Consider the following 20,180-nt stretch of genomic DNA (forward strand, 5'->3'; position numbering starts at 1 on the left):
TATTATGCTGAGAACAATTAATCCTGATTGTATCCACTTAAATATCTACACGAACGCCTGAGCACCACACGTCGCGCACGCTTAAGGAATCTTTATCTAAAATCAAAGCATCAGCCGCATATCCCTCACGCAATAAACCAAGAGGAGCCTGTGTAATCTCCTGAGGCTGGTCTACCCCCACAGCACGTGCCGGTGTCAAGGTAGCAGCTTCTATAGCATCTTGCACACTCAATCCAACTTCAAAAACCATACGCTGAACTGCTTCTTCAAGATTCAACGTTGAACCAGCTATAGCACCATTAGACACAAGCCGAGCATGCCCATCTTTCACATCTACGTCTAAATTACCTAAGGTATATGAACCATCTGGGCAACCTGCAGCAGACATGGAATCTGTTACGAGAGCAAGTCGGTGTGGAACAAGCTGGGCAGCTATGCGTAAAGCTGGGGTATGAACATGGAATCCATCAGCAATTATCTCAGCAATAACTGATTCGTCTTCTGCTGCTGCAGCAATAGGCCCAGGCGCTCTGTGAGATATCCCGTTCATAGCATTAAACATGTGCGTCAAAATACGTGCACCATGGTCGAAAGCTTCACGAGTCTGATTATAGTCAGCATCGCAATGCCCCACAGCAGAGCGAACTCCTGCGCGCGCAAAACCTTCGATGGCACTGATGCCATGTTCTAGCTCAGGAGCAATTGTAATCTGGCGTAGTGTTGTTTGGCTTGCTTCAAGTATTGCCTCTACTCGTTCTTGTGTAGGGTCAAGCAAGCACTCTTCATCGTGAGCACCTTTATGTTGGGGTGAGAGGAAAGGCCCTTCAAGATGAAGCCCTAAGACGTCTTCACGACTTAATACAACGCGCGAAGCAACGCGAATAGTGTGCAGCAAATCATTCCACGGATTCGTAATTAACGAAAGTACCTGCCGAGTAGTGCCATGAAGAAGATGGAAACTACGTGCCATAGCAATGGCATCTTCACCGTCGTCAAAAGCACTACCCCAACCGCCATGAGAATGAATGTCAATGAAACCGGGGCAAACAATATGTCCCTGAACATCAATTACACTAATAGTGTTCTTGCAGTCCTGCTCTTTCTGCACGCTCTCCAGCTCATTCGTAACCGCTTCAAGAGCATAATCACCTGCACCTGTACGATAGATACTGCCATTACGCATCACCAGCCAACCATTGTTCATAGTGCCCAAAGCATCAACAAGCGTGGCATGACGTAAAACAGTAATACAAGCCGAAGCAGAACTTGTGGAGCTCATCTGCCCTACGAGGCGTCGAGCTATAACACGACGTTTCTCCCATGAATCAGGAACTTTATCTATTAATACACTCATTCAGTATCCTTAATATTTACGAGGCATACCTCATATATCGACACCAAGCTACATGCGCAACCTACAACTCCTGCCATTGCGGTTTATGATGCGCTACCCACTGGTAATATTCAGCCTGTTTCAATTCGCTCGCAGCTGCTTCATCCACAATAAAAGTAGCATGTGGATGCATTTGTAATGCCGATGCTGGGCACATAGCAGTAATAGGCCCCTCAATACTTGCTGCTACCGCCTGAGCTTTTGATTTCCCAAATGCCAACAGCACAAGATGTTTTGCCTTCATTATGGTTCCCACACCTTGTGTAATGCAATGCATAGGCACTTGATTTACATCATTATTGAAAAAGCGAGCATTATCGAGACGAGTCTGTTCGGTTAAGGTTTTCATACGTGTAGGAGAAGCAAGTGAGCTTCCTGGCTCATTAAACCCAATATGACCATCTGTTCCGATGCCTAGAATCTGAATATCTACTCCACACGCTGCTTCGATTGCAGCATCGTAGTCTGCACCTGCATGAGGAAGAGTGTCAATATCACTGTGTGGCACATGAATAAGATCAGGATTGAGACCTACAGGTTCCACTACTTCTCTGAAAATAACGCTATGATACGATTCTGGATGTTCTGGATCGAGACCCACATATTCATCTAAAGCAAAACCCTGAACTCGGGAAACATCAAGATTATCTTCTTTAACACGGCGAGCTAATGCTTGGTACGCGGCATGTGGTGTTGACCCCGTAGCTAGTCCTAGAACAAGCTGAGTATTCCGAGCGAGCGCGGTGACCACAGCACGTGCGTAGATTTCTCCAGCTTCTTCTTGTGATTTTACAATAAGAACTTCTGCCATTCTCTCGTCCTTCCTTGCACTTAGAGAGTATGAATGTGCGCGCTAGCACTTACCTCTTCAACATTACGCTTAAGTTCGAGTCCTGCTTGTTTCAACACGCTTGCAATGCGCTCAACATTTTCGTCACGCAGCGGTAAGACAGGCTCTGGCATTTGATTCGTATCAAAAATTCCCAGCAAAGCCATGGCTGTTTTGAATGCTCCTACTCCCGCTGCATAACCTTGAACGCCTTGTGGTACGAGAACAATACGCATAAGGTCTGCAAGGAAATCTTGTTCCTTACGAACAGTGCTCCAATCACCATTCTCATATGCTTGCCACATACGCACATAAGCACTTGCCTCAACATTAGCAAGACCAGGAACTGATCCATCCGCGCCAGCCATATAAGCCCCGTCAACAACGACCTCCTGCCCTGTCAACAAGACCAGAGGATGCCCTGCTCTCTTATTATTATCAACAAGGAAACGGAAAGAAACATCATCGTTGGAAGAATCTTTAACACCCGTAAGCACGCCATCAAGCCCTAAACGAATAAGCATATCTGCCTGCAGTTTGATGTGCACACATACCGGAATATCATATGCAAATAATGGCAAATCTACAGCTTCATGAATGAGACGGAAATGCCGTTCTATTTCTGCTTGGCCACCAAGTGCATAAAATGGTGCTGTAGCTACAATGGCATCTGCCCCCAAAGCTTGGGCTACTCGAGCATGTTCTATAACTCGTTTTGTTTCTGTATCAATACATCCCACCAGCAGGGGTACTCGATGGTCAATAATGCGCACAGCTGCTTCAATAATCTGCCGGCGGCGTTCATCAGTACTGAAAGCTACTTCTCCCGAAGATCCTAATACAAAGAGTCCATTGACTCCAGCGTCAATCATGCGATTAATACTTCGTTCAAAAGAGGTTTCATCAAGATTACCATCTGCATCTAAGGCTGTAACTACTGGCGGGAAAACGCCACGAAAACGAGAATCCATTTCTCTATTCCTCCTCTTTTCGTCTTTGAAAAGTATGTTCCTGTAGCCCCTAGCTCAGTTTAGCTGGGTGCCTATGGCGAGCCTCATACCTAGATTTGATGTGTGGAAAGGCTATCTAAGATAAGGCTCGCACGATTTTCTTTTATTATTTTTATTGTTATGCGCATTCTTCTTCAGTAGGATGCAACAATGATGGTGCTGCAGCAAGAAGAGTTCGCGTATAAGGATGTTGCGGATTGTAGAACACTTCTTGTGCTGGGCCACGTTCTACGATGCTGCCGCCATTCATCACCACGATTTCATCGGATACGTAGCGTACTGTTTGAATATCGTGGCTAATAAACACCATTGCTAAGCCAAGTTCTTCTCTCAAATGTGTTAGAAGATTCAAAATCTGCGCTCGCACAGACACATCGAGAGCAGATGTAGGTTCATCTGCGATGATTACATCCGGTTCTAAGCTCAAAGCTCGTGCGATAGCTACTCGCTGACGCTGACCACCTGAGAGTTGACCAGGAAGAGCATCCAGCACAGAAGTTGGCAAACCAACCATGTGGATAAGTTCCATCGCACGATTTATGCGCTTTTCTTTCGTTCCAAGCTTATGCACAGCTAGAGGATCAATAAGTTGATCAATAACTTTCATACGAGCGTTAAGAGCAGTTGCTGGATCTTGAAAAACAACTGATACCACGCGCCCAATTTTCTTACGTTGATCAGCAGTGCGCTTAGTAACATCAATACCCTTAAATAGCACTGTGCCCTCTGTAGCCATCTGCAAACCACAAAGCACATTAGCTGTGGTGGATTTTCCACATCCGGATTCCCCAACCAAACCAATGGTTTTCCCTGGCATAAGTTGCAAACTCACATCATTAACAGCAGTAACCATATGAGGGTGAAAAATACCACCTGCGCGAGTTTTGAACACTACTTTAATGTTCTTCAGCTCAATAATGGGAGTATTCAACAGTTCTTTACTCATTGTCTGCCTCCTGAGTTGCGTCAGCAGTAACTACAACATTGGATGTGTCACCTGGGACTTTTTCTCCATCGTCAAAAGCATTATTAAGAGATGGATTAACCAGATGAATTATTTCTCCAGGATTCTCAACTGGCTGATGGTGAACGTCCAAATCTGCAAGAGATGGGCGCACAGCATAGCGATGGTGAGTATCTGGAATTTCAATCATGACCGGATGCTCATCGAGAGCGTCATAAGGTCTCGATGAACGAGGAGCAAAACGATCACCATCTGGGAAGTCCTTCGGGCTAGGAACAGTTCCAGGTACTTGATGTAGCGGAGTTTGACCTGCTTCAATAGAGATAACAGATCCCAGCAAACCACGAGTGTATTCATGTCGTGGATCAGTCAGAATTTCCTGAGTCGAGCCCTGCTCAACTACCTGACCGGCATACATAACCGTAATCTTATGAGCCACCTTCGCAACTAATGCCAAGTCATGTGAAACAAAAATCATGGCAAATCCAAGCTTTTCGCGCAAATCATTGAGTAGGTCAATAACTTGACGCTGCACTGTAACATCGAGTGCGGTGGTTGGCTCATCGGCAATAACCAGTTTAGGATCACGAGTTAATGCCATAGCAATCAGCACACGCTGCCGCTGACCACCTGAAAGCTCATGCGGATAAGATTCCAGCACTCGCTTTGGATCTAATCCAACAAGCTCAAGTAGCTCTTCGGCCGTACGTTTTCCACCACGCTTCGTAAGCTGAGCCATTTGATTCTTAATAAGCATGGATGGATTGAGAGAACTGAGAGCATCTTGATAAATCATCGCAATTTCGTGACCACGCAGAGCATTATGCTCCTTAGGGCTTATATCAACTAAGTTCTTACCATGGAAATTAATTTCACCGGAAATTGTTGCACGCTTATCAAGCAGACCCATAATGGCCAAGGAGGTAATAGATTTGCCGCATCCAGATTCACCTACAAGTCCCATGGTTTCACCAGGGCGTACGTAGAACGATACGTGGTCAACAACATTCACATCGCCATGGCGAGGGAAAGAGATACACAAGTCTTTTACTTCAATGACTGGCTCACCCGATTCAGGCCCACGCGGAATAAAGCGATCTGTACGTTGAGCTTCAGCCTCTTTAAGCTGTGCCAACGAGTTGACAAGGGTATCGTGTTGTGCCGCATATGCAGCAACAGGGTCTGTCAGAAGTAGGTCTTCTTTACGTGCTTTTGCCGCATCAACAGAACTCTTGACCATAGGTGCACTTGGAGCAGATACGATAGCATCTGTAATACCTTCAGACAAGATATTCAAGCTTAATACGGTAATCATAATGGCCAAACCTGGATATAATGCCTGCCACCAATAACCGAAAATAACGCCTTGTTTTGCTGAAGATAGAATATTACCCCATGTTGGTGTAGGCTCTGGGAAGCCCAAGTTAATAAAGGATAACGATGCTTCAAAGACGATTGCATCAGCCACCGATAGCGTGGTAAATACCATAACAGGTGCAGCAATATTGCGCGTAACATGCTTGAGTAAAATCCATGGAGCACGCGCACCGGAAACAATTACAGCACGCACATAATCTTGACCATACTCGCTAATAATATTTGCCCGAACTACTCGTGTAATTTGAGGCACATATAAAATACCAATAGCAATAATGATGCCGAACATCGACTGTCCTAAGATAGATACAAAAACTGCTGCCAATGCAATACCTGGAACAGACATAAAGATGTCAACTACGCGCATAATAATTTCAGAAATCCACGAGCGCGATACTGCAGCAATTGCACCAATAAGAGCTCCAAGAATAAGAGCAAAGGCAATGGCAAGCAGACCAATAGTCAGCGAATAACGCGCTCCATAAAAGACTCGACTCATTACGTCTCGCCCTAAATTGTCTGTACCGAATAGATTGTTCGCGTTCGGAGACAAATAGCTAGTGGTAATAGCAAGAGGATCATGAGGCGAAATAATGGGAGCTAAGACTGCAACACCAATAAGTAAAATCATAAATAGTGCTGCTAGTTTTGTGCTGAGCTTAAGATGTGCAAATCTACGCAATTTCACGCCTGGCTGCGATGCAGCGTCAGTAATTGCTTTCTTTCCAAATAGCATGTCACACCGTCCTAATGCGAGGATTGATAAGCACATACAGCAAATCAACAACAATATTGATGACTACAAAGGATAGTGCTACTACGAGCACCACACCTTGCACTAAAGTTGGCTCATTTCCGTTAATACCTTCAAAAAGTGTGGTTCCCATACCCGGCAGTGTAAAAATAACTTCGGTAACAATTGCACCACCCATGAGGTAACCAATCTTCATTCCGAGTACTGTAATTGGTGTAATTAATGCATTGCGCAATACGTTTCGCGCAACAACTATTCCCTTTTCAATACCCGCTCCAATAGCAGTACGCACATAATCTTTGTCAAGCTCTTCTACCATTGAGGTACGTATAACTCGTGTAAGCTGACCGGCTACTGGAAGTCCCAAAGAGACTGCAGGCATTGCCATACGGTTCAAATATGCCAAAGGGTCAACAAAGAATGGGACTAAATCTCCTGCACCCAAAAGCCATCCCAAACGAATTTGGAAAACGTAAATCATTAAAACACCCAACCAGAAGGATGGTGTTGAAATCGCAATAATAGAAAATACTCGAATAACTTGATCAACCCATGTATTGCGAAAAAGAGCTGCAAGTACACCAAAAAGAATAGCGAAAAATACAGCTACTAAGAGCGCAATAAATGTTAATTGCAGAGTAATAGGAAAAGCTTGAGCAATTCGACCAGCCACAGACTCTCTATTGACACCATAAGTTCCCAAATTGCCATGAAGCATATTCCAGATGTATACAAAAAATCGAATATACCATGGCTTATCAAAGCCTGCTTCGTGACGATATGCTTCTAACTGTTCTGCTGTTGCATTCTCTCCCAACGCGGCTGTTGCCGGATCATATCGAGAAAATGACATTAAGAAGAAAACAAGAAATACAACACCAAATGCCACTAATGGCAGGGATGCTAGCCTCTTTGCTAGTAATCTCAGCAAGTTTGTCATGATATTTTACCTCTTAATTCCGAAGATGATCCACGGAAATCATCTATACACGTCTTTGTGATATGTCCGTATGGAAGCTTTATTCTCCCATACGGACATAGAGATTTTGTATGGTTTATATTAAGACTCCTTACTCAGCTTTGCTCCTAAGAAGAATAGACCCGTGGTACCGGCTGCCTTATACTCCTTGAACACTCCCTTACGAGATGCAGTAGATAGCGTACGGTGGAAGAGTGGGTAAAGAGGAACTTCTTCAGAAATAATATCCATCGCATTATTCCAAGCTTTGGTTCGCTCACTGTCTGATTCAGCTACAACTGCTTTATCCATGTATTCATGGAGCTTGTTATATGCTTCAGAGCCCTTCCAGAATGTGCGGGTCTTAGTCCATGCATTATCTCCGAACCACCAGTTGAGCAGAACATCTGGGTCGTTACCAAACACTGTAGGATCACCTGGAGCTAAGACCATAGAGTAATCCGCATCTTCTTTATCCGTAACATTCGGGAAGAGAGCTGCTGACTTCATAGACTGAATATCAACCTTAAAGCCCAATGCTTCAAGATTATTCTTAATCTGTGGAGCTAGCTCAGTAATCCATGTTTGATCTGTGGTATAGAGAGTAAATGTAGTTCCAGCCTGTACTCCAGCACCCTTAATGAGTTTCTTTGCTTTCTCTACATTGTAGGTGTATACGTTCTTACCCTTCTTGTAATATTTGAAGCTCTCTGGCAGGAATCCAGTAACAGGCTTTGCTTGACCGCCCATTTGATTCTTAATTAACGCCTCTGTATCGATACCATAGAAAACAGCTTGACGCACTTCCTTCTTATCGAATGGGGCTTTCTTCGTATTAAACATTATGAAGGCCTGGTTAAAGGACTGCACTTGCTGAATTTCTGATCCAGAAGTCTTTAATGTCTGAAATGCCTTAACTGGCACATTTTCCATAACATCATTTTTTCCTGATTGCATTGCAGTCACACGCGCAGTATCGTCTACATTCGAGTTCCATACCATCTTCTCGGATGGAGCTTGCCATTCACCGTTATAGTTGGCATTCTTTTCAAAAGTTACTTGTTGATCCGTAATATTTGTGTACTTGTATGGACCAGAACCAACTGGCATTTTCTGAAGATCTTCATCAGACATTGATGCCGGAACAACACCAACTAAGCTAAATCGATCTTTAACCAGCGTAAAAGGCTTATTCAAATGGAAAACGAGGGTATTATTTCCCTTTGTTTCAATACTTTCAATGAATGAAAGCATTGGCTCAAACAAACTTCCCTCTTTCATCATACGTTCAAAAGAGAACTTCACATCATTTGCTGTTACTGCGTTACCATCAGAGAATTTCGCCCCATCGCGCAGAGTCACTTCGTATTCGGTTTCCGACACCATCTTTGGGTCGCCCTTAGCAAGACCGGAAACGAGACTAAAGTCGTTCATTTTACGGGTGTATAACGCTTCAATAACATGCCAGTTTCCAGCCATAGGCAGGGCTAATGATGTGGTACCAGGATCAAAGTTTCGTCCTGCATATGCAATCTGTGTAGTAATTGTTCCTGGAACAACCGTACTGGCTGCAGGAGCATTCTTCGATGACGAGCTTGAATTTCCATTGTTAACCGCGCCACAGCCTGAAAGCATTAATGTGGTTACTGCAATACCTGCAACCAACTTTCCTAACTTCCCGCACTTCATTTTTTCTCCTTCAACACTGAAAGCGAATCCATATGTGAAGCTATCTTCAGCAACATTGCTATAAAAATTTTTTCTTCACTATGATTGGAGTTATCTCCTTATCCAATCATAAGACATCAGACATCTTATGTCAAAATTGTCGCAATAATATTGATATTATTCACTCTCCACTTCCTCTTAGTTTTTATCAATAATCCCCATGTATAGCGTAAAATAATGTTTTATGGTTAATAAAAAAGGTCCAACAAAGGGTTCTGGCGGTAAACACCGCAATAAGTTAGCAGGTAAAGGCCCTACTCCTAAAGCTGAAGACCGCGTGTATCACAAAGCATATGCAGCTAAAAAGGCAGCAGACAAGCGCAAAGCAGCAGATCCTCGTTTAGCAGCTAAACGCCGCGTAGCTAAGTTCACTTCCGATAGCGACGATATTGTTATTGGCCGCAACGCCGTTTTAGAGGCTTTGCGCGTGGGCGTGCCAAGCCGCGATATTTATATTGCTTCTCATATTGAGCATGATGACCGTACGCGCGAGATTATTAAGCTCGCCGGCGTGAACGGTTTGTACTTACTTGAGGCAGATCGTTTAGAAATGGATCGTATTGCGCGCAGCTCGAATCATCAGGGCGTCGTTTTGCGTGTGCAACCTTATGAATACGCTTCTTTAGCTAAGCTTGCCGACCGTGCAGAAACTAAGGCGGCAGCTTTGGCTGGGGCGTCTCCTAAAGCGCGTAATTTAGCTCGTCCTCTGTTTATTGCTTTGGATGGCGTAACTGATCCGCAAAACCTCGGCGCTGTTATTCGTTCGGCTGCTGCTTTTGGCGCAAACGGTGTGATTTTGCCTGAGCGTCGTAGTGCTTCGGTAACAGCTGCTGCTTGGAAGGTTTCTGCTGGAGCTGCAGCACATTTACCAGTGGCTCGCGTTGTTAACTTGACGAAGGCGATTGAAAGCCTGCGAGAGCGCGGATACTATACTATCGGATTAGATGGCGGCGGGAATGCCCTAGTTGGTGAATCTGGGTTCGAAACTGATCCGCTTGTGGTTGTTTTAGGTTCAGAGGGTAAGGGAATCAGCCGTTTAGTGCGTGAAGCTTGCGATTCGATTGTGGGTATTCCTATGACGTCTATGGTCGAATCTCTTAATGCGTCTGTTGCTGCAGGTATTGCACTGTACAGCGTGCACAAAGCTCGTATTTCTGCTACGAAATAAAAGCAATAAGTGGTGTTGATACATATCAACACCACTTATTCTTAAAAGCTACATACTCGCCCATACTGCGGCATCTGGGTCATCCTCAGCATGGTAATCATCACAATCATCCATAACGCCTGAATCAGCTTCATCAAGAATAGATTGAATAGCTTTCGGATCCATCTTGTACTCACCCAGCGAGCTGGCAATATAATCTTCAGTTGCTTCAGGAGTAGACACGTCATGGCCAATCTTTTCAGCCATAATCCAACGATGGGTCAGCACTTCATGGAAGAACTGAGCAGGCTCAATTTGGTAACGGTATTCCGATGGAATAGCGCGTACCGTAGGCTCGAAAACCTCACGCATCCAATCTGTAGCCACAATTTCCATATCTTCACCCTGACGCCATGTGGACGTGCGGTAGGCTTCAATATCGTTGAGTAATCGGCGCGCCTGATTTTCTTGCACATCCAAGCCGGTCAAGCGCAAAAGTTTACGAGATGCATAACCAGCATCCACCACGCGAGGACGCACATTAATGCGGTTACCGTCATCTGTTGTGGTTATTTCTAACTCATCTACGTCAAAGCCCAAGTCGTTGAGCTTGTTCACGCGCTGTTCAATCTTCCACATCTCGTCAGGAGCGAAGGACGACATACCAGTAAGAGCGTCCCACAGCTCGTGGTAACGGTCTACGAGGCGGTTACCCACTTCAATCTCATCAACTTCACTTGGCAACAAGTTGCCGGAATGCAAATCCATCAACTCACCAATAATATTGGTGCGAGCTAAGTCAATATCGTATTCGCGCTGACCATCAGTTAAGTTCTCATGCAGCGCACCTGTTTCTGCATCTACGAGCACAGCCGAAAAATTATCTGCATCGCGCAGGAACAAAACATTCGATAACGATACGTCACCCCAGTAGAAGCCCTGTAAATGCAGGCGAACGAGGAGCACAACTAAAGCGTCAATCAAACGGCCTGCAGTATCTGCGCGTAAATTGCGGGCGAATAAAGCGCGGTACGGCAGCGAGAACTTCAGCTGTTCTGTAATCAAAATAGCTTCAAGTGGATCGCCCTTTGTATCGCGACGTCCAGCAACCACACCAATTGGTTTTACGCTCGGCACGTCAATTTTTTCGAGCTTACGCAACATCTCATATTCTTTAACCGCTGAACGGTAAGAAATTTCCTTCATGGCGTTCACATGATCGCCAGCGCGCACAAAACGTACCACGTGACGAGATATACCTCGAGGCAGGTTAACAATAAGATCTTGCGACCATTTAGCCAACGGTAACGACCACGGCAAGGTAAACAGACGCGGATTAGCCGTAGCAGCAGTGATGTTCAGAGTTTTAGGCTCTACGCTTTCGCGATCAGCTTCTTCAGATTTCACGGATGTAGCGTTAGACAGTTGGGGATTAAAAGCGGCCATAGCTCACTCCTTATGCAAATTGGCAGATTCCGCTCAGCACTACAAAAGGCGACACTGGCCCTGAAGCCTCGTGCCGCCCTTCGTATACATCGACTAATTGAATTGATTCAGTTGATTCTTGCGAACCAGTCGAACCAGTGCATTAGTTCAAACGCAATTCGGTAGATGGTGCAAACAGGTGCATCTTTGTTGGGTCGATGTGAATGCGAACAGTTGCACCGACCTGTGGGAGTGCACGTGGGTTTACACGCACTGTGGTCATATTGTTCTGATCAGACATTACCGAGGAAGCTTCATCAGCGCCGGAAGCACCAACGATGTTACCGTAAATGAAGCCGTCGGAACCAAGATCTTCAACATTCAAAACGTTGAGCTTGAATGCATCTGGCTCCGTATCGGATGCAAGAGATGCATCTTCTGGACGGAAGCCGATGATGATCTTGTTGTCGTCCTCAGCGGTGAGCTTTGCGGTTACTTCTGCTGGCAAAGTAATTGCATCGTCACCAATAATAGCCTTACCATTTTCTACCTTGTGAGTAGAAATGTTCATGGATGGGGAGCCAATGAAGCCTGCTACGAATACGTTCTCTGGACGATCGTAGAGCTCAGTTGGAGCACCAACCTGCTGAAGAATACCAAGCTTAATAACTGCAATACGGTCGCCCATGGTCAAAGCTTCGGTCTGATCGTGGGTTACGTACAGAGTAGTTACGCCGAGCTGACGCTGCAATGCTGCAATCTGCGTACGAGTCTGTACACGCAACTTTGCATCCAAGTTAGACAAAGGCTCATCCATAAGGAAGACCTTTGGCTGACGAACAATAGCACGTCCCATAGCTACACGCTGGCGCTGACCACCAGAAAGTGCCTTTGGCTTACGATCGAGATACTCAGTTAAGTCAAGAATAGCTGCTGCCTTCTCAACGCGAGCGCGGATTTCATCCTTTGGGGTACCAGCAATCTTCAAAGCAAAGCCCATGTTATCTGCCACAGTCATGTGTGGGTAGAGAGCATAGTTCTGGAATACCATTGCAATGTCGCGATCCTTTGGCTGCATGTTGGTAACGTCCTTGCCACCAATCAAGATGCGACCCTTGTTTACTTCTTCGAGACCTGCGAGCATTCGCAAAGTTGTAGACTTACCGCAACCAGATGGACCAACGAGAACGAGGAATTCGCCGTCATTGATAGTGAGATTGAGATTGTCTACAGATGGGGTGTCATTACCTGGATAAATACGGGTAACGTTTTCAAATACCACTTCTGCCATAATTTTGTCCTTTCATTGGCAGGTACGTGCCAAACGATCCGAGTGAGAGGTTGGTTATTTGCGGTTCTGGAAGATAACTCTTCTTCGAGCCACCTCTCATAATACACAATGCTGCGGTACTTGTGTACGTGTTTCTCAAAATTAGCAGGATTTTTTGCAAAATTATCGGTTTTTCTTGCAAACGATTGCATTTGGGGAGTGAAACTTCCTTGATTTTCTTCTATAGGAGCTTTACGTTGTGCGCATGAACTTTCTGATTCGTAGCGACTGGTTGGTAATTGCCTCCGAGATATGACAAGAGCGCAAATCTATACAGACTCACGCTCTTGAGCTACTTTAGGCAGTCTTGCTGATGCTATTGCTTAAGTCGATACACCCCATAGCCACCAATACTCTTGATAAACGATTTATCTTGAGGGAAATAACTGATGGTAGAAGAGAACATGTTTTCTGTATCTCCTGTGAGTTGATATACACGACGCCGCGAAGTCGATGCCTGAAGATTTTCTGTTAGCGTATAGGTTTTTCCTTCAGCCCACTCGGAATAACCGAAATCGCTATGCGTAACTGTTAAAGTTGAGCCGTCTACTTTTATTGTTGCTTTCTGTGGCACATCGCCGAATGTAGATGTATATTCATATTCTCCAGCTGGAAAATCAAACGGTTTTAGCTTCTCATCTGGCACATCTTGAGCATAAACAACTTTAAGGTCACTCTTCAATATCCCACCATCAAAAAGAACAGGCAGGAAAAGGTAAGGAAGTGGGGAACCATTGTTTCCTCTATAAAACTCGACTGCGCTTAATACTACGCGTTTACTCTCATACTGTTTCCAATCAATTGACTGTGAGAAATCCTCTCCCCCTCTAAAACCAATGATAGAAGCAACAGTTTTATCAAGTTCTACGCCAGCGCTTTGAGGCACTAAGAGCATGTCCAGTGGCTTATCAAGCAAGAAAATAACATAAGGCGGTTCATCGATTAAGTCAGGCCTAAACTCATTATCTTTGCCCACATACTGTTTAATCTCATCCTGAGAATTAATATCCGCACAATACCCGTAGCTGCCTTACGTCCGCTAGCTTCTACGTTTTTCACAGCCTCCTGCAGTTCGTCATTACTATGCGCAAGAGTTACAGCTGTATCCGTTACCTTTGTAAACGCACACAGCCACCGCCGTAATTGCAGCAAGAAGTATATACCACAATTTTTCGGCGAGCGCACGGAAACACTAGCTGTTGCAACACCAGCTGGCTGAGTTTTCTTGACCTTTGGCGCTTTCCCCGAAGCCTGTTTAGGTGCAGCTTAAGGTGCTGCTTGGGGGTGCAGGAGGCTGCCCACCTCCACTAAAACCATTACCGTTATTCTCCATTTTTCCTCTTTCTCTATATAACTTTCTGTATAAAACTTTCTACATCAGCGCGAGCAAACTTCGCTCTTACTTCAAAGCCTGACGAGCATTTTGTACAGTAAGAATATCTTTTCTGCGTTACTCCTGAGTTCTTATCGCGTGAAGCTTCTTGAAGAATCTCAACAGTAGCGTCCACATCTTGTGGAAGATACTTTCGACGCAGGAATGAACTCGAATTGTGCTTCACTTGGATTTTCTCTAATTTCCGCGGTATCAACAAAAGATGCACCGGCAGCAGACACATCGACCGTGGCTGCTTTCGGCACTTTATACATAGATCCATCAGCATTAACAGGACTAATATATTCAACAGAATATCGCCCTTCTGGCACTGAAACTTCGCCAGCTACTATAGTTTCTGCCTTGCTTTGCGCTCGAAGAGCTTTATACATACTGACTTTTTTATTGTTATCTGTACTAGAAATATGTACGAGTATTGGCGATGATTGAGACGTCCATTTTTCATCTAGTTGTGCGCTAAACTGCATATTTACACGCGTAACGGATATTTTTGCGTACTGAGAGTACAGAATAAAACCTGCGAAAGATAGCGCGACAAAAACAATAAAAATAATGAACGAGATAAATAATCCGCTCTTTCAGCGTTTTCGTGGTTGTTCTGTACTACTAGCAGACAACAGCACAGCATCTTCGTTTTCCTGATTGAGAGAAAACCATGATTGTACTCTTCTTTCCCCATCTCCGTGTAAAAAAGCGACCTAGCATATTTCATCTAGGTCGCACTCTCTTTCCTCATCTGTTCAGCACAGCGAAAGTTTTACCAAGAACTGTTGTCAAACTTTACTGTCAGTTTATTGCCATCGAGAGTAAAGGTACCGTCACCATAAATGGTGTTATCATCGGAATCATCGGTCCAATCATCGAAGAAATCCTTATGCCGATACTTTAAGGTTGCGGTTCCGCTACCAAAGGAAAAACTTCCATCCTCTAAATCGATGGTACGGATTACTGGATATTTAGTAATGCTCCACGATAAATCGCTGTAGCTGTCGCTATTCCCACTAACCCATGAAGAGAATGGGCACCCTTCAGGCTCTGGGCTGGTGGATTTAGCACATTCGTCTAGTACAGATTTCACCTGTGCATTAATATCTTCTTCTAATGCATCAGTTGGGTTGGCAGTAACAGAAAGGTCAGAATTAGCTCCAATTTTTCCGGTAAATTCCTTAATATACTTCGTTCCCTTAGCCTGAGCGCTATACACGCCAGGATAAATAGCAAAAGTATATCCATAATCAATCTCAGACAAAGCGTTAGCCTTACCAACAGCTACACCGCTAATCGAAACGGATGTAAAAGGCTTAGCAAATGTAACGTTAACAGTTTGCGTTAAACCATTAGTCACTGTCCATTTATCAAAAATACCGAACTGCCTACCCACAGGTTTTACTGTTACAGAGGCAGTCTGACTACTATTTTGGAAGTTATACGATACGTTAAATGTTTGCGAACCATCAGGATTTTTAACAGATTTTCCAACGGTTGCGCCCGAAATACGGACTTCCGCGTTCTTACCTGCTGTTGACGTTAACAGCGCGGACTGAGCAGTAGATAGACCTAAATTAGACAGCTTAGTTGCCTGAGTATAGTTTCCGCTTTCTACAGCTTTCACATACTGATTGACTACGCTCTTTGGGCCAAATAGAGTGCTTGACGCAATGCTATATGCGCCAAACAGCACGGCTAAAACTGCAATAACGATTGCACTAATAACAAGAACGCGCTTTTTCTGTGGATCGAGAGGCTTGGCAACTGGAGCAGACGCAGTATTGCTGGCTACCGGCTGAGGAGCAGGTGCAGCCGTTGAAACCGTGCTAGCCTCGTTGAGCATAGACGTGTTTTGAACAGGCATCACCACAGTTGGGTCTTGTTCAACTGGAGAAGATGGCAGAACCTCGGTTGGCTGCTGAGCAAAAGCAACAGGATCTGCGGTGCTCGCAGTTTCCTCAACATCTAGCACAGTTTCAGAAACAACAGGAGCAGTTTCAGCCTGTACTGGCTGTGCTGGCTGTTCGTTCTGCTCTGCAACTACAGCAACAGTTCCACCCACAACTGCAGACCACAAAACTGTAATCAGCGGATACAAAACGCCATTAAGTACGCGAGAAGCTACTTCCAAAAGACCTAACCATACAGCAAAAAGAACGCCATACCATAATTCAATTCCAACGGATACGTTGTAGCCGTATCCCATTGCTCCAGCATTTATGGAAATTCGCAAGCCAAAGAGAGCCAGAGCAATCCACACAAGACCAAGAGTTGTTGGAGCCTGCCATGCGTACTTCCACTGTGCATACTCAGCGTCATACATGTTGCGCACAATCATGCGCAACACAATGTAGAAGCTAGCAACAATAAAGAGAACCAAAAGACCCCATAGCCAAGGGCTAACAGTTTCTGCAAGTTTCGCAAGAGTAAAATTCTGCCCACCATTGTTAGAACCAGAGGTACCACCCATGCTAGCACGTAAGGAGCCAAAGGAGCTGAGTGCTTGTGCATAAGCCGCCAGCAGAGGAAGGCTGGAGAGCAAAGACAGAGGCATCATACTGTGAGTCTTCACACCAAGATAAATGAGCAAACCAATTGCTACTACAGTGAATACAACTGCATACACCGCACTTGATTCCACAATAGTGCGCACAAAACCGCGAGCCTGATGTGCCCACTTCCATGCAGCCTGAACAATAGTCTTTTCTGTTGCATGCTTCTCAGCAAGTACAAAACCGAACCAAGCGCCAAGAGTTGCGAAAATGAAAGCCATCGCAAAAGTACCGAAAGTAGCTGCGGAAATTGTTATAGATACAGAGGTGCCAAGACTGCTGAGTGCTCCACCAATCGCAGTGTTTCCACTATCTAAACGTATAGCAGTAACGAAAGCGATAAGTAAGTAGGCAATAGCTACTGCCAAACCAGTGAGCATTGCAGACCATAAATGAGTCCATTTCTTGGTGCGTTCAAGTCCCTTACCAAACATATATGCACCGAAAGCTACGCCAAGAATAAGAGCCACACCCGAAAGCGAAATAGGGAACAAAATATTCACAGCGCCGGCTACAGATATGCCCTGTGCCCCGCCAGAAACACTTACTGAGCCACCCACACCGCCGGTAAGAAGAATACCGAAGATAGACAGAGGGCTAACAAAAGAGGTGAGATTGTCTGGCACACTGCTCGACATATAAGGAAGCTCTGAGAGAATTTCTGAGGTTTGGGAAGAGCCCAAGAAGGAGAATAAAATAAACTGAAGCGCTGCGAATACAGCTGCCGCTGCCAAACCAATACCAGCTGCAATAGCCATACCCTTGATACGCTTTTCAGCAAACACTTCGCTTCTGCGGGCTACTGCTACAATCTGAGATACGGACTCGTTAAGATTTTGCGCAGCACCTGTCCCTGCTGAAGCGTTATTTACTGGGGCTGGATTTACTGGAGCTGCTTGCTGCTGTACAGGCTGATAATCAGTGCTCTGCGGATTGAAAACTTGAGTCTGCTCGGTTGGCACTTCTGCATTCACGATTGTGCTCTCGAACGGCTGATTGCTCTGACTACTGTTATCCACAGGTGCTGTAGGCTCAGGCTGAGCAACAGGTTGTGGTGTAGGATCTGGGAGCACAGTTGGCGTTCCACATTGTCCGCAGAAACGCGCATTCGAATCTAGCTGCGCACTGCATTGGCTGCAAAACATAATCCTCCTCTTTTCTCTAATTTTTCTCTTTTTCTCTGCAAGTTATCGGCGTAATTGCCGACACTCTTAATAATACAACGCGGTCATCGTTAGATGGAGCGGTAGGGAGGGCTTTAGTACCCAGAAGAGTTATCCACAAACACATAACCTTTCGATAATGTATCGCTATGGTTACCCCCAATAAAAATGGACGTTCTCGGTAACGTTGTACCAAGTTCTTGTCCAGTAATTGGATAAATCCAAATTTTAGCTTCCTCACCAATATCACTCGCAGTTCTTCCTTGACGCGCAAAACAGCAGTCCGCCCCTGCTTCATGCCGTAACCCTCTGTAATAGTGATGAGCACACCATCTTCAACGTATTGGCGACCAATAGCGTCGCTCACATTCAACGAGGCTACCGTAGCCACAAATGTATTCTCATCTATTTTGCGCAGGTTAGAGAATTTTCCGGTAAATATGGACTCAGACCTCATACCGTTCAGATAACCGGGTCCAGTAGCACCCATATCACTGTCGTGAAAGTAACCACTGAAGGTGCCATCACTATTCAGAGTCATCATTGTCGCCCACGTTCCGGCACCTGAGGTAAATGCATACTCTCCAGCAAAATCCCTGAATCCTGTACGCACTTCGCCAAACTGTTTGTTATACAACGCAATAGGGAATTCCTTATCGTAAGTAGGAAGTGATACCTCGAATACCTTGTTATCGAAAATATTTTTTGCAACTTGACGTATATCATCCCCGACAACAATACCTACATGCAGAGGAACCGTTGCATTAATATTCACACTTCCAACGAAAGCCTTTTTGATACCAGGTAGTTCAATAGCGCCATTCTTTTGCACATCATCAGCAAGCTGAACTTGCCCATCAGCAGAAATCTTCCCTCCAACACTGCCCTCCAAGCCCATTTGATCATACAATTTTGACTCAAAACCAAGAGTCAGAGTAAAGTCTGCTTGAGCAGAAAAAATAGTGTACTCATCTGCATTCTTTTGATCTAGACCATTAAATGACAACTCACTTACTGGGGCTGCTCCTTCACGAATAGTGTAGAAGTCTTTTTTCGTAGTATACCCAAAGCCTATGGTTTGAGATTGCTTAATAGAGATTGACGGGTCAAAACTGGATGCCATATTTAAATCACCAGTTAGTGATACTTCATTAGTTAACACAACCGGCACATATCCCACCATAAACTGAACATTCGGCAAATCAACTTTTGCTAACTCTTCGCTCACATGAACGCCGTCAGCATTAAAAGATTTCAAAAAATCACGCAATGAAGCACTAGCATTAAACTTTTCCTCAGCAGTAACTTTCAGATCGACCTTACACTGAGGTGTAATAATCAAACGTAATTTAACCGTTACAGAAAACTCAGCCTTCGTACCTCGACTATCATAATTCAGCGCTCCGTCAGCAGTTATTCCATCTTCAGCAGCGTTTACCTGCTTAACGGTAATATCTTTATCACCATCAATCACTGCTACACCGCTGTAATCGCAACGCTCAATAAGGTCTGTGAGCGCAGCCTGCTCAGTTTTAACGGTATACAGTTTGCCGGTTTTATGCACAGACTTAACCTTACACAACAAACCGTGAGGCGTTGTAGGCGTAATACCCACGTTAATTACTGTTCCCTTTTTTAATGCTCTTAACTTTAGTAACGACTATGTCTTGATCATTTACTTCTTTTATAGAAAAATCTGATTTTTTGCGGTCGTATATAAGAGCATTCTTTCGAACCGTTACGTGCAAATTGGCTGATCGAGGATCAGCCCCTAATTTTGGCGCTAAGAAGTGCGAATATGCGAAATATCCGCCCACACTGATGGCTACTGCGAGAACAGCAGCGAGCGCGATAAGCCACCAGCGCCGCTTACGAGGGTTTGACCCCATCGGACCACTTGGATTTTGTGGGCCAGACGATCCACTCGGACCTTGCGGTCTAGCCGGCTCAGCCTCTCCAGCTAGATTCGTTGGAGTGTTCGCTTGTGTCTGGTTCTTGTTTGGAGCCTTCTTAGGCGCTATCTTAGGTGCCTTTTCAGGAGCGCGCATCGGTTGCGACTGTTTCGACTGCTGTGATTGCTCAGGCACACCCGACTGAGTATTGTCTACATCTAGGTGAACTCATCAACCATAGTTTTCTCCCTCTTCATTTACTTATCTTTTCTCTTTA

The 20,180-nt window shown here is 44.9% G+C and carries 15 protein-coding genes; 1 reads left to right on the plus strand and 14 read right to left on the minus strand.

All coding sequences use genetic code 11. The annotated features are described in order from the left end of the window. Nucleotides 1-37: 37 nt before the first annotated feature. The 7 genes from nagA to HMPREF2909_RS06905 all read right to left on the minus strand — a co-directional run bounded on the left by nagA (nucleotide 38) and on the right by HMPREF2909_RS06905 (nucleotide 8,974). Complete coding sequence (nagA, locus tag HMPREF2909_RS06875; protein WP_071415698.1) at nucleotides 38-1,354, minus strand: N-acetylglucosamine-6-phosphate deacetylase; 1,317 nt, start codon at nucleotides 1,352-1,354, stop codon at nucleotides 38-40. A 61-nt stretch (nucleotides 1,355-1,415) separates the two neighbouring features. Beyond that, nucleotides 1,416-2,204, minus strand: a complete 789-nt coding sequence (nagB, locus tag HMPREF2909_RS06880) for a glucosamine-6-phosphate deaminase (protein WP_071415699.1) — start codon at nucleotides 2,202-2,204, stop codon at nucleotides 1,416-1,418. 20 nt (nucleotides 2,205-2,224) lie between these two features. Beyond that, a complete protein-coding gene (locus HMPREF2909_RS06885; RefSeq protein WP_071415700.1) occupies nucleotides 2,225-3,193 on the minus strand; it encodes a dihydrodipicolinate synthase family protein in 969 nt (322 codons plus the stop codon). Between the two features lie 157 nt (nucleotides 3,194-3,350). After that, nucleotides 3,351-4,178, minus strand: coding sequence for an ABC transporter ATP-binding protein (locus tag HMPREF2909_RS06890; RefSeq protein WP_021617405.1), 828 nt, complete (start codon nucleotides 4,176-4,178; stop codon nucleotides 3,351-3,353). Further along, on the minus strand, nucleotides 4,171-6,309 hold the full coding sequence (locus HMPREF2909_RS06895) for a dipeptide/oligopeptide/nickel ABC transporter permease/ATP-binding protein (RefSeq protein WP_071415701.1): 2,139 nt from the start codon (nucleotides 6,307-6,309) through the stop codon (nucleotides 4,171-4,173). Before HMPREF2909_RS06895 ends, HMPREF2909_RS06890 begins: the two co-directional genes overlap by 8 nt. A gap of 1 nt (nucleotide 6,310) precedes the next feature. Continuing rightward, nucleotides 6,311-7,267: an ABC transporter permease gene (locus tag HMPREF2909_RS06900; RefSeq protein ID WP_071415702.1), complete on the minus strand. Its 957-nt coding sequence runs from the start codon at nucleotides 7,265-7,267 to the stop codon at nucleotides 6,311-6,313. Nucleotides 7,268-7,387: 120 nt separating this feature from the next. Then, nucleotides 7,388-8,974, minus strand: a complete 1,587-nt coding sequence (locus HMPREF2909_RS06905) for an ABC transporter substrate-binding protein (protein ID WP_071415703.1) — start codon at nucleotides 8,972-8,974, stop codon at nucleotides 7,388-7,390. 223 nt (nucleotides 8,975-9,197) lie between these two features. On the opposite strand from HMPREF2909_RS06905, the gene rlmB reads away from it, so the two are divergent. Beyond that, the gene (gene rlmB, locus HMPREF2909_RS06910) at nucleotides 9,198-10,181 is read left to right on the plus strand and encodes a 23S rRNA (guanosine(2251)-2'-O)-methyltransferase RlmB (RefSeq protein WP_071415704.1); all 984 of its coding nucleotides are present in this window, start codon (nucleotides 9,198-9,200) and stop codon (nucleotides 10,179-10,181) included. A gap of 48 nt (nucleotides 10,182-10,229) precedes the next feature. Here rlmB and HMPREF2909_RS06915 read toward each other — a convergent pair whose 3' ends face one another. The 7 genes from HMPREF2909_RS06915 to HMPREF2909_RS06945 form a co-directional block, all read right to left on the minus strand. After that, complete coding sequence (locus tag HMPREF2909_RS06915) at nucleotides 10,230-11,606, minus strand: DUF4032 domain-containing protein (protein WP_071415705.1); 1,377 nt, start codon at nucleotides 11,604-11,606, stop codon at nucleotides 10,230-10,232. 142 nt (nucleotides 11,607-11,748) lie between these two features. Further along, nucleotides 11,749-12,876 carry an ABC transporter ATP-binding protein gene (locus HMPREF2909_RS06920; protein WP_071415706.1) on the minus strand — a complete coding sequence of 376 codons (1,128 nt, stop codon included), beginning with the start codon at nucleotides 12,874-12,876 and terminating at the stop codon, nucleotides 11,749-11,751. Nucleotides 12,877-13,231: 355 nt separating this feature from the next. Beyond that, a complete protein-coding gene (locus tag HMPREF2909_RS06925; RefSeq protein WP_071415707.1) occupies nucleotides 13,232-13,891 on the minus strand; it encodes a hypothetical protein in 660 nt (219 codons plus the stop codon). A 515-nt stretch (nucleotides 13,892-14,406) separates the two neighbouring features. Next, the gene (locus HMPREF2909_RS06930) at nucleotides 14,407-14,679 is read right to left on the minus strand and encodes a hypothetical protein (protein WP_071415708.1); all 273 of its coding nucleotides are present in this window, start codon (nucleotides 14,677-14,679) and stop codon (nucleotides 14,407-14,409) included. Between the two features lie 386 nt (nucleotides 14,680-15,065). Then, entirely contained in the window at nucleotides 15,066-17,993 is a 2,928-nt protein-coding gene (locus HMPREF2909_RS06935) for a zinc-ribbon domain-containing protein (RefSeq protein WP_071415709.1), read from the minus strand. Nucleotides 17,994-18,009: 16 nt separating this feature from the next. Further along, a complete protein-coding gene (locus tag HMPREF2909_RS06940) occupies nucleotides 18,010-19,575 on the minus strand; it encodes a hypothetical protein (RefSeq protein ID WP_148130818.1) in 1,566 nt (521 codons plus the stop codon). A 52-nt stretch (nucleotides 19,576-19,627) separates the two neighbouring features. Continuing rightward, nucleotides 19,628-20,098, minus strand: a complete 471-nt coding sequence (locus tag HMPREF2909_RS06945; protein ID WP_148130819.1) for a hypothetical protein — start codon at nucleotides 20,096-20,098, stop codon at nucleotides 19,628-19,630. Nucleotides 20,099-20,180: the final 82 nt, after the last annotated feature.

This window comes from Alloscardovia sp. HMSC034E08, assembly GCF_001813415.1.
Lineage (GTDB): Bacteria > Actinomycetota > Actinomycetes > Actinomycetales > Bifidobacteriaceae > Alloscardovia > Alloscardovia omnicolens.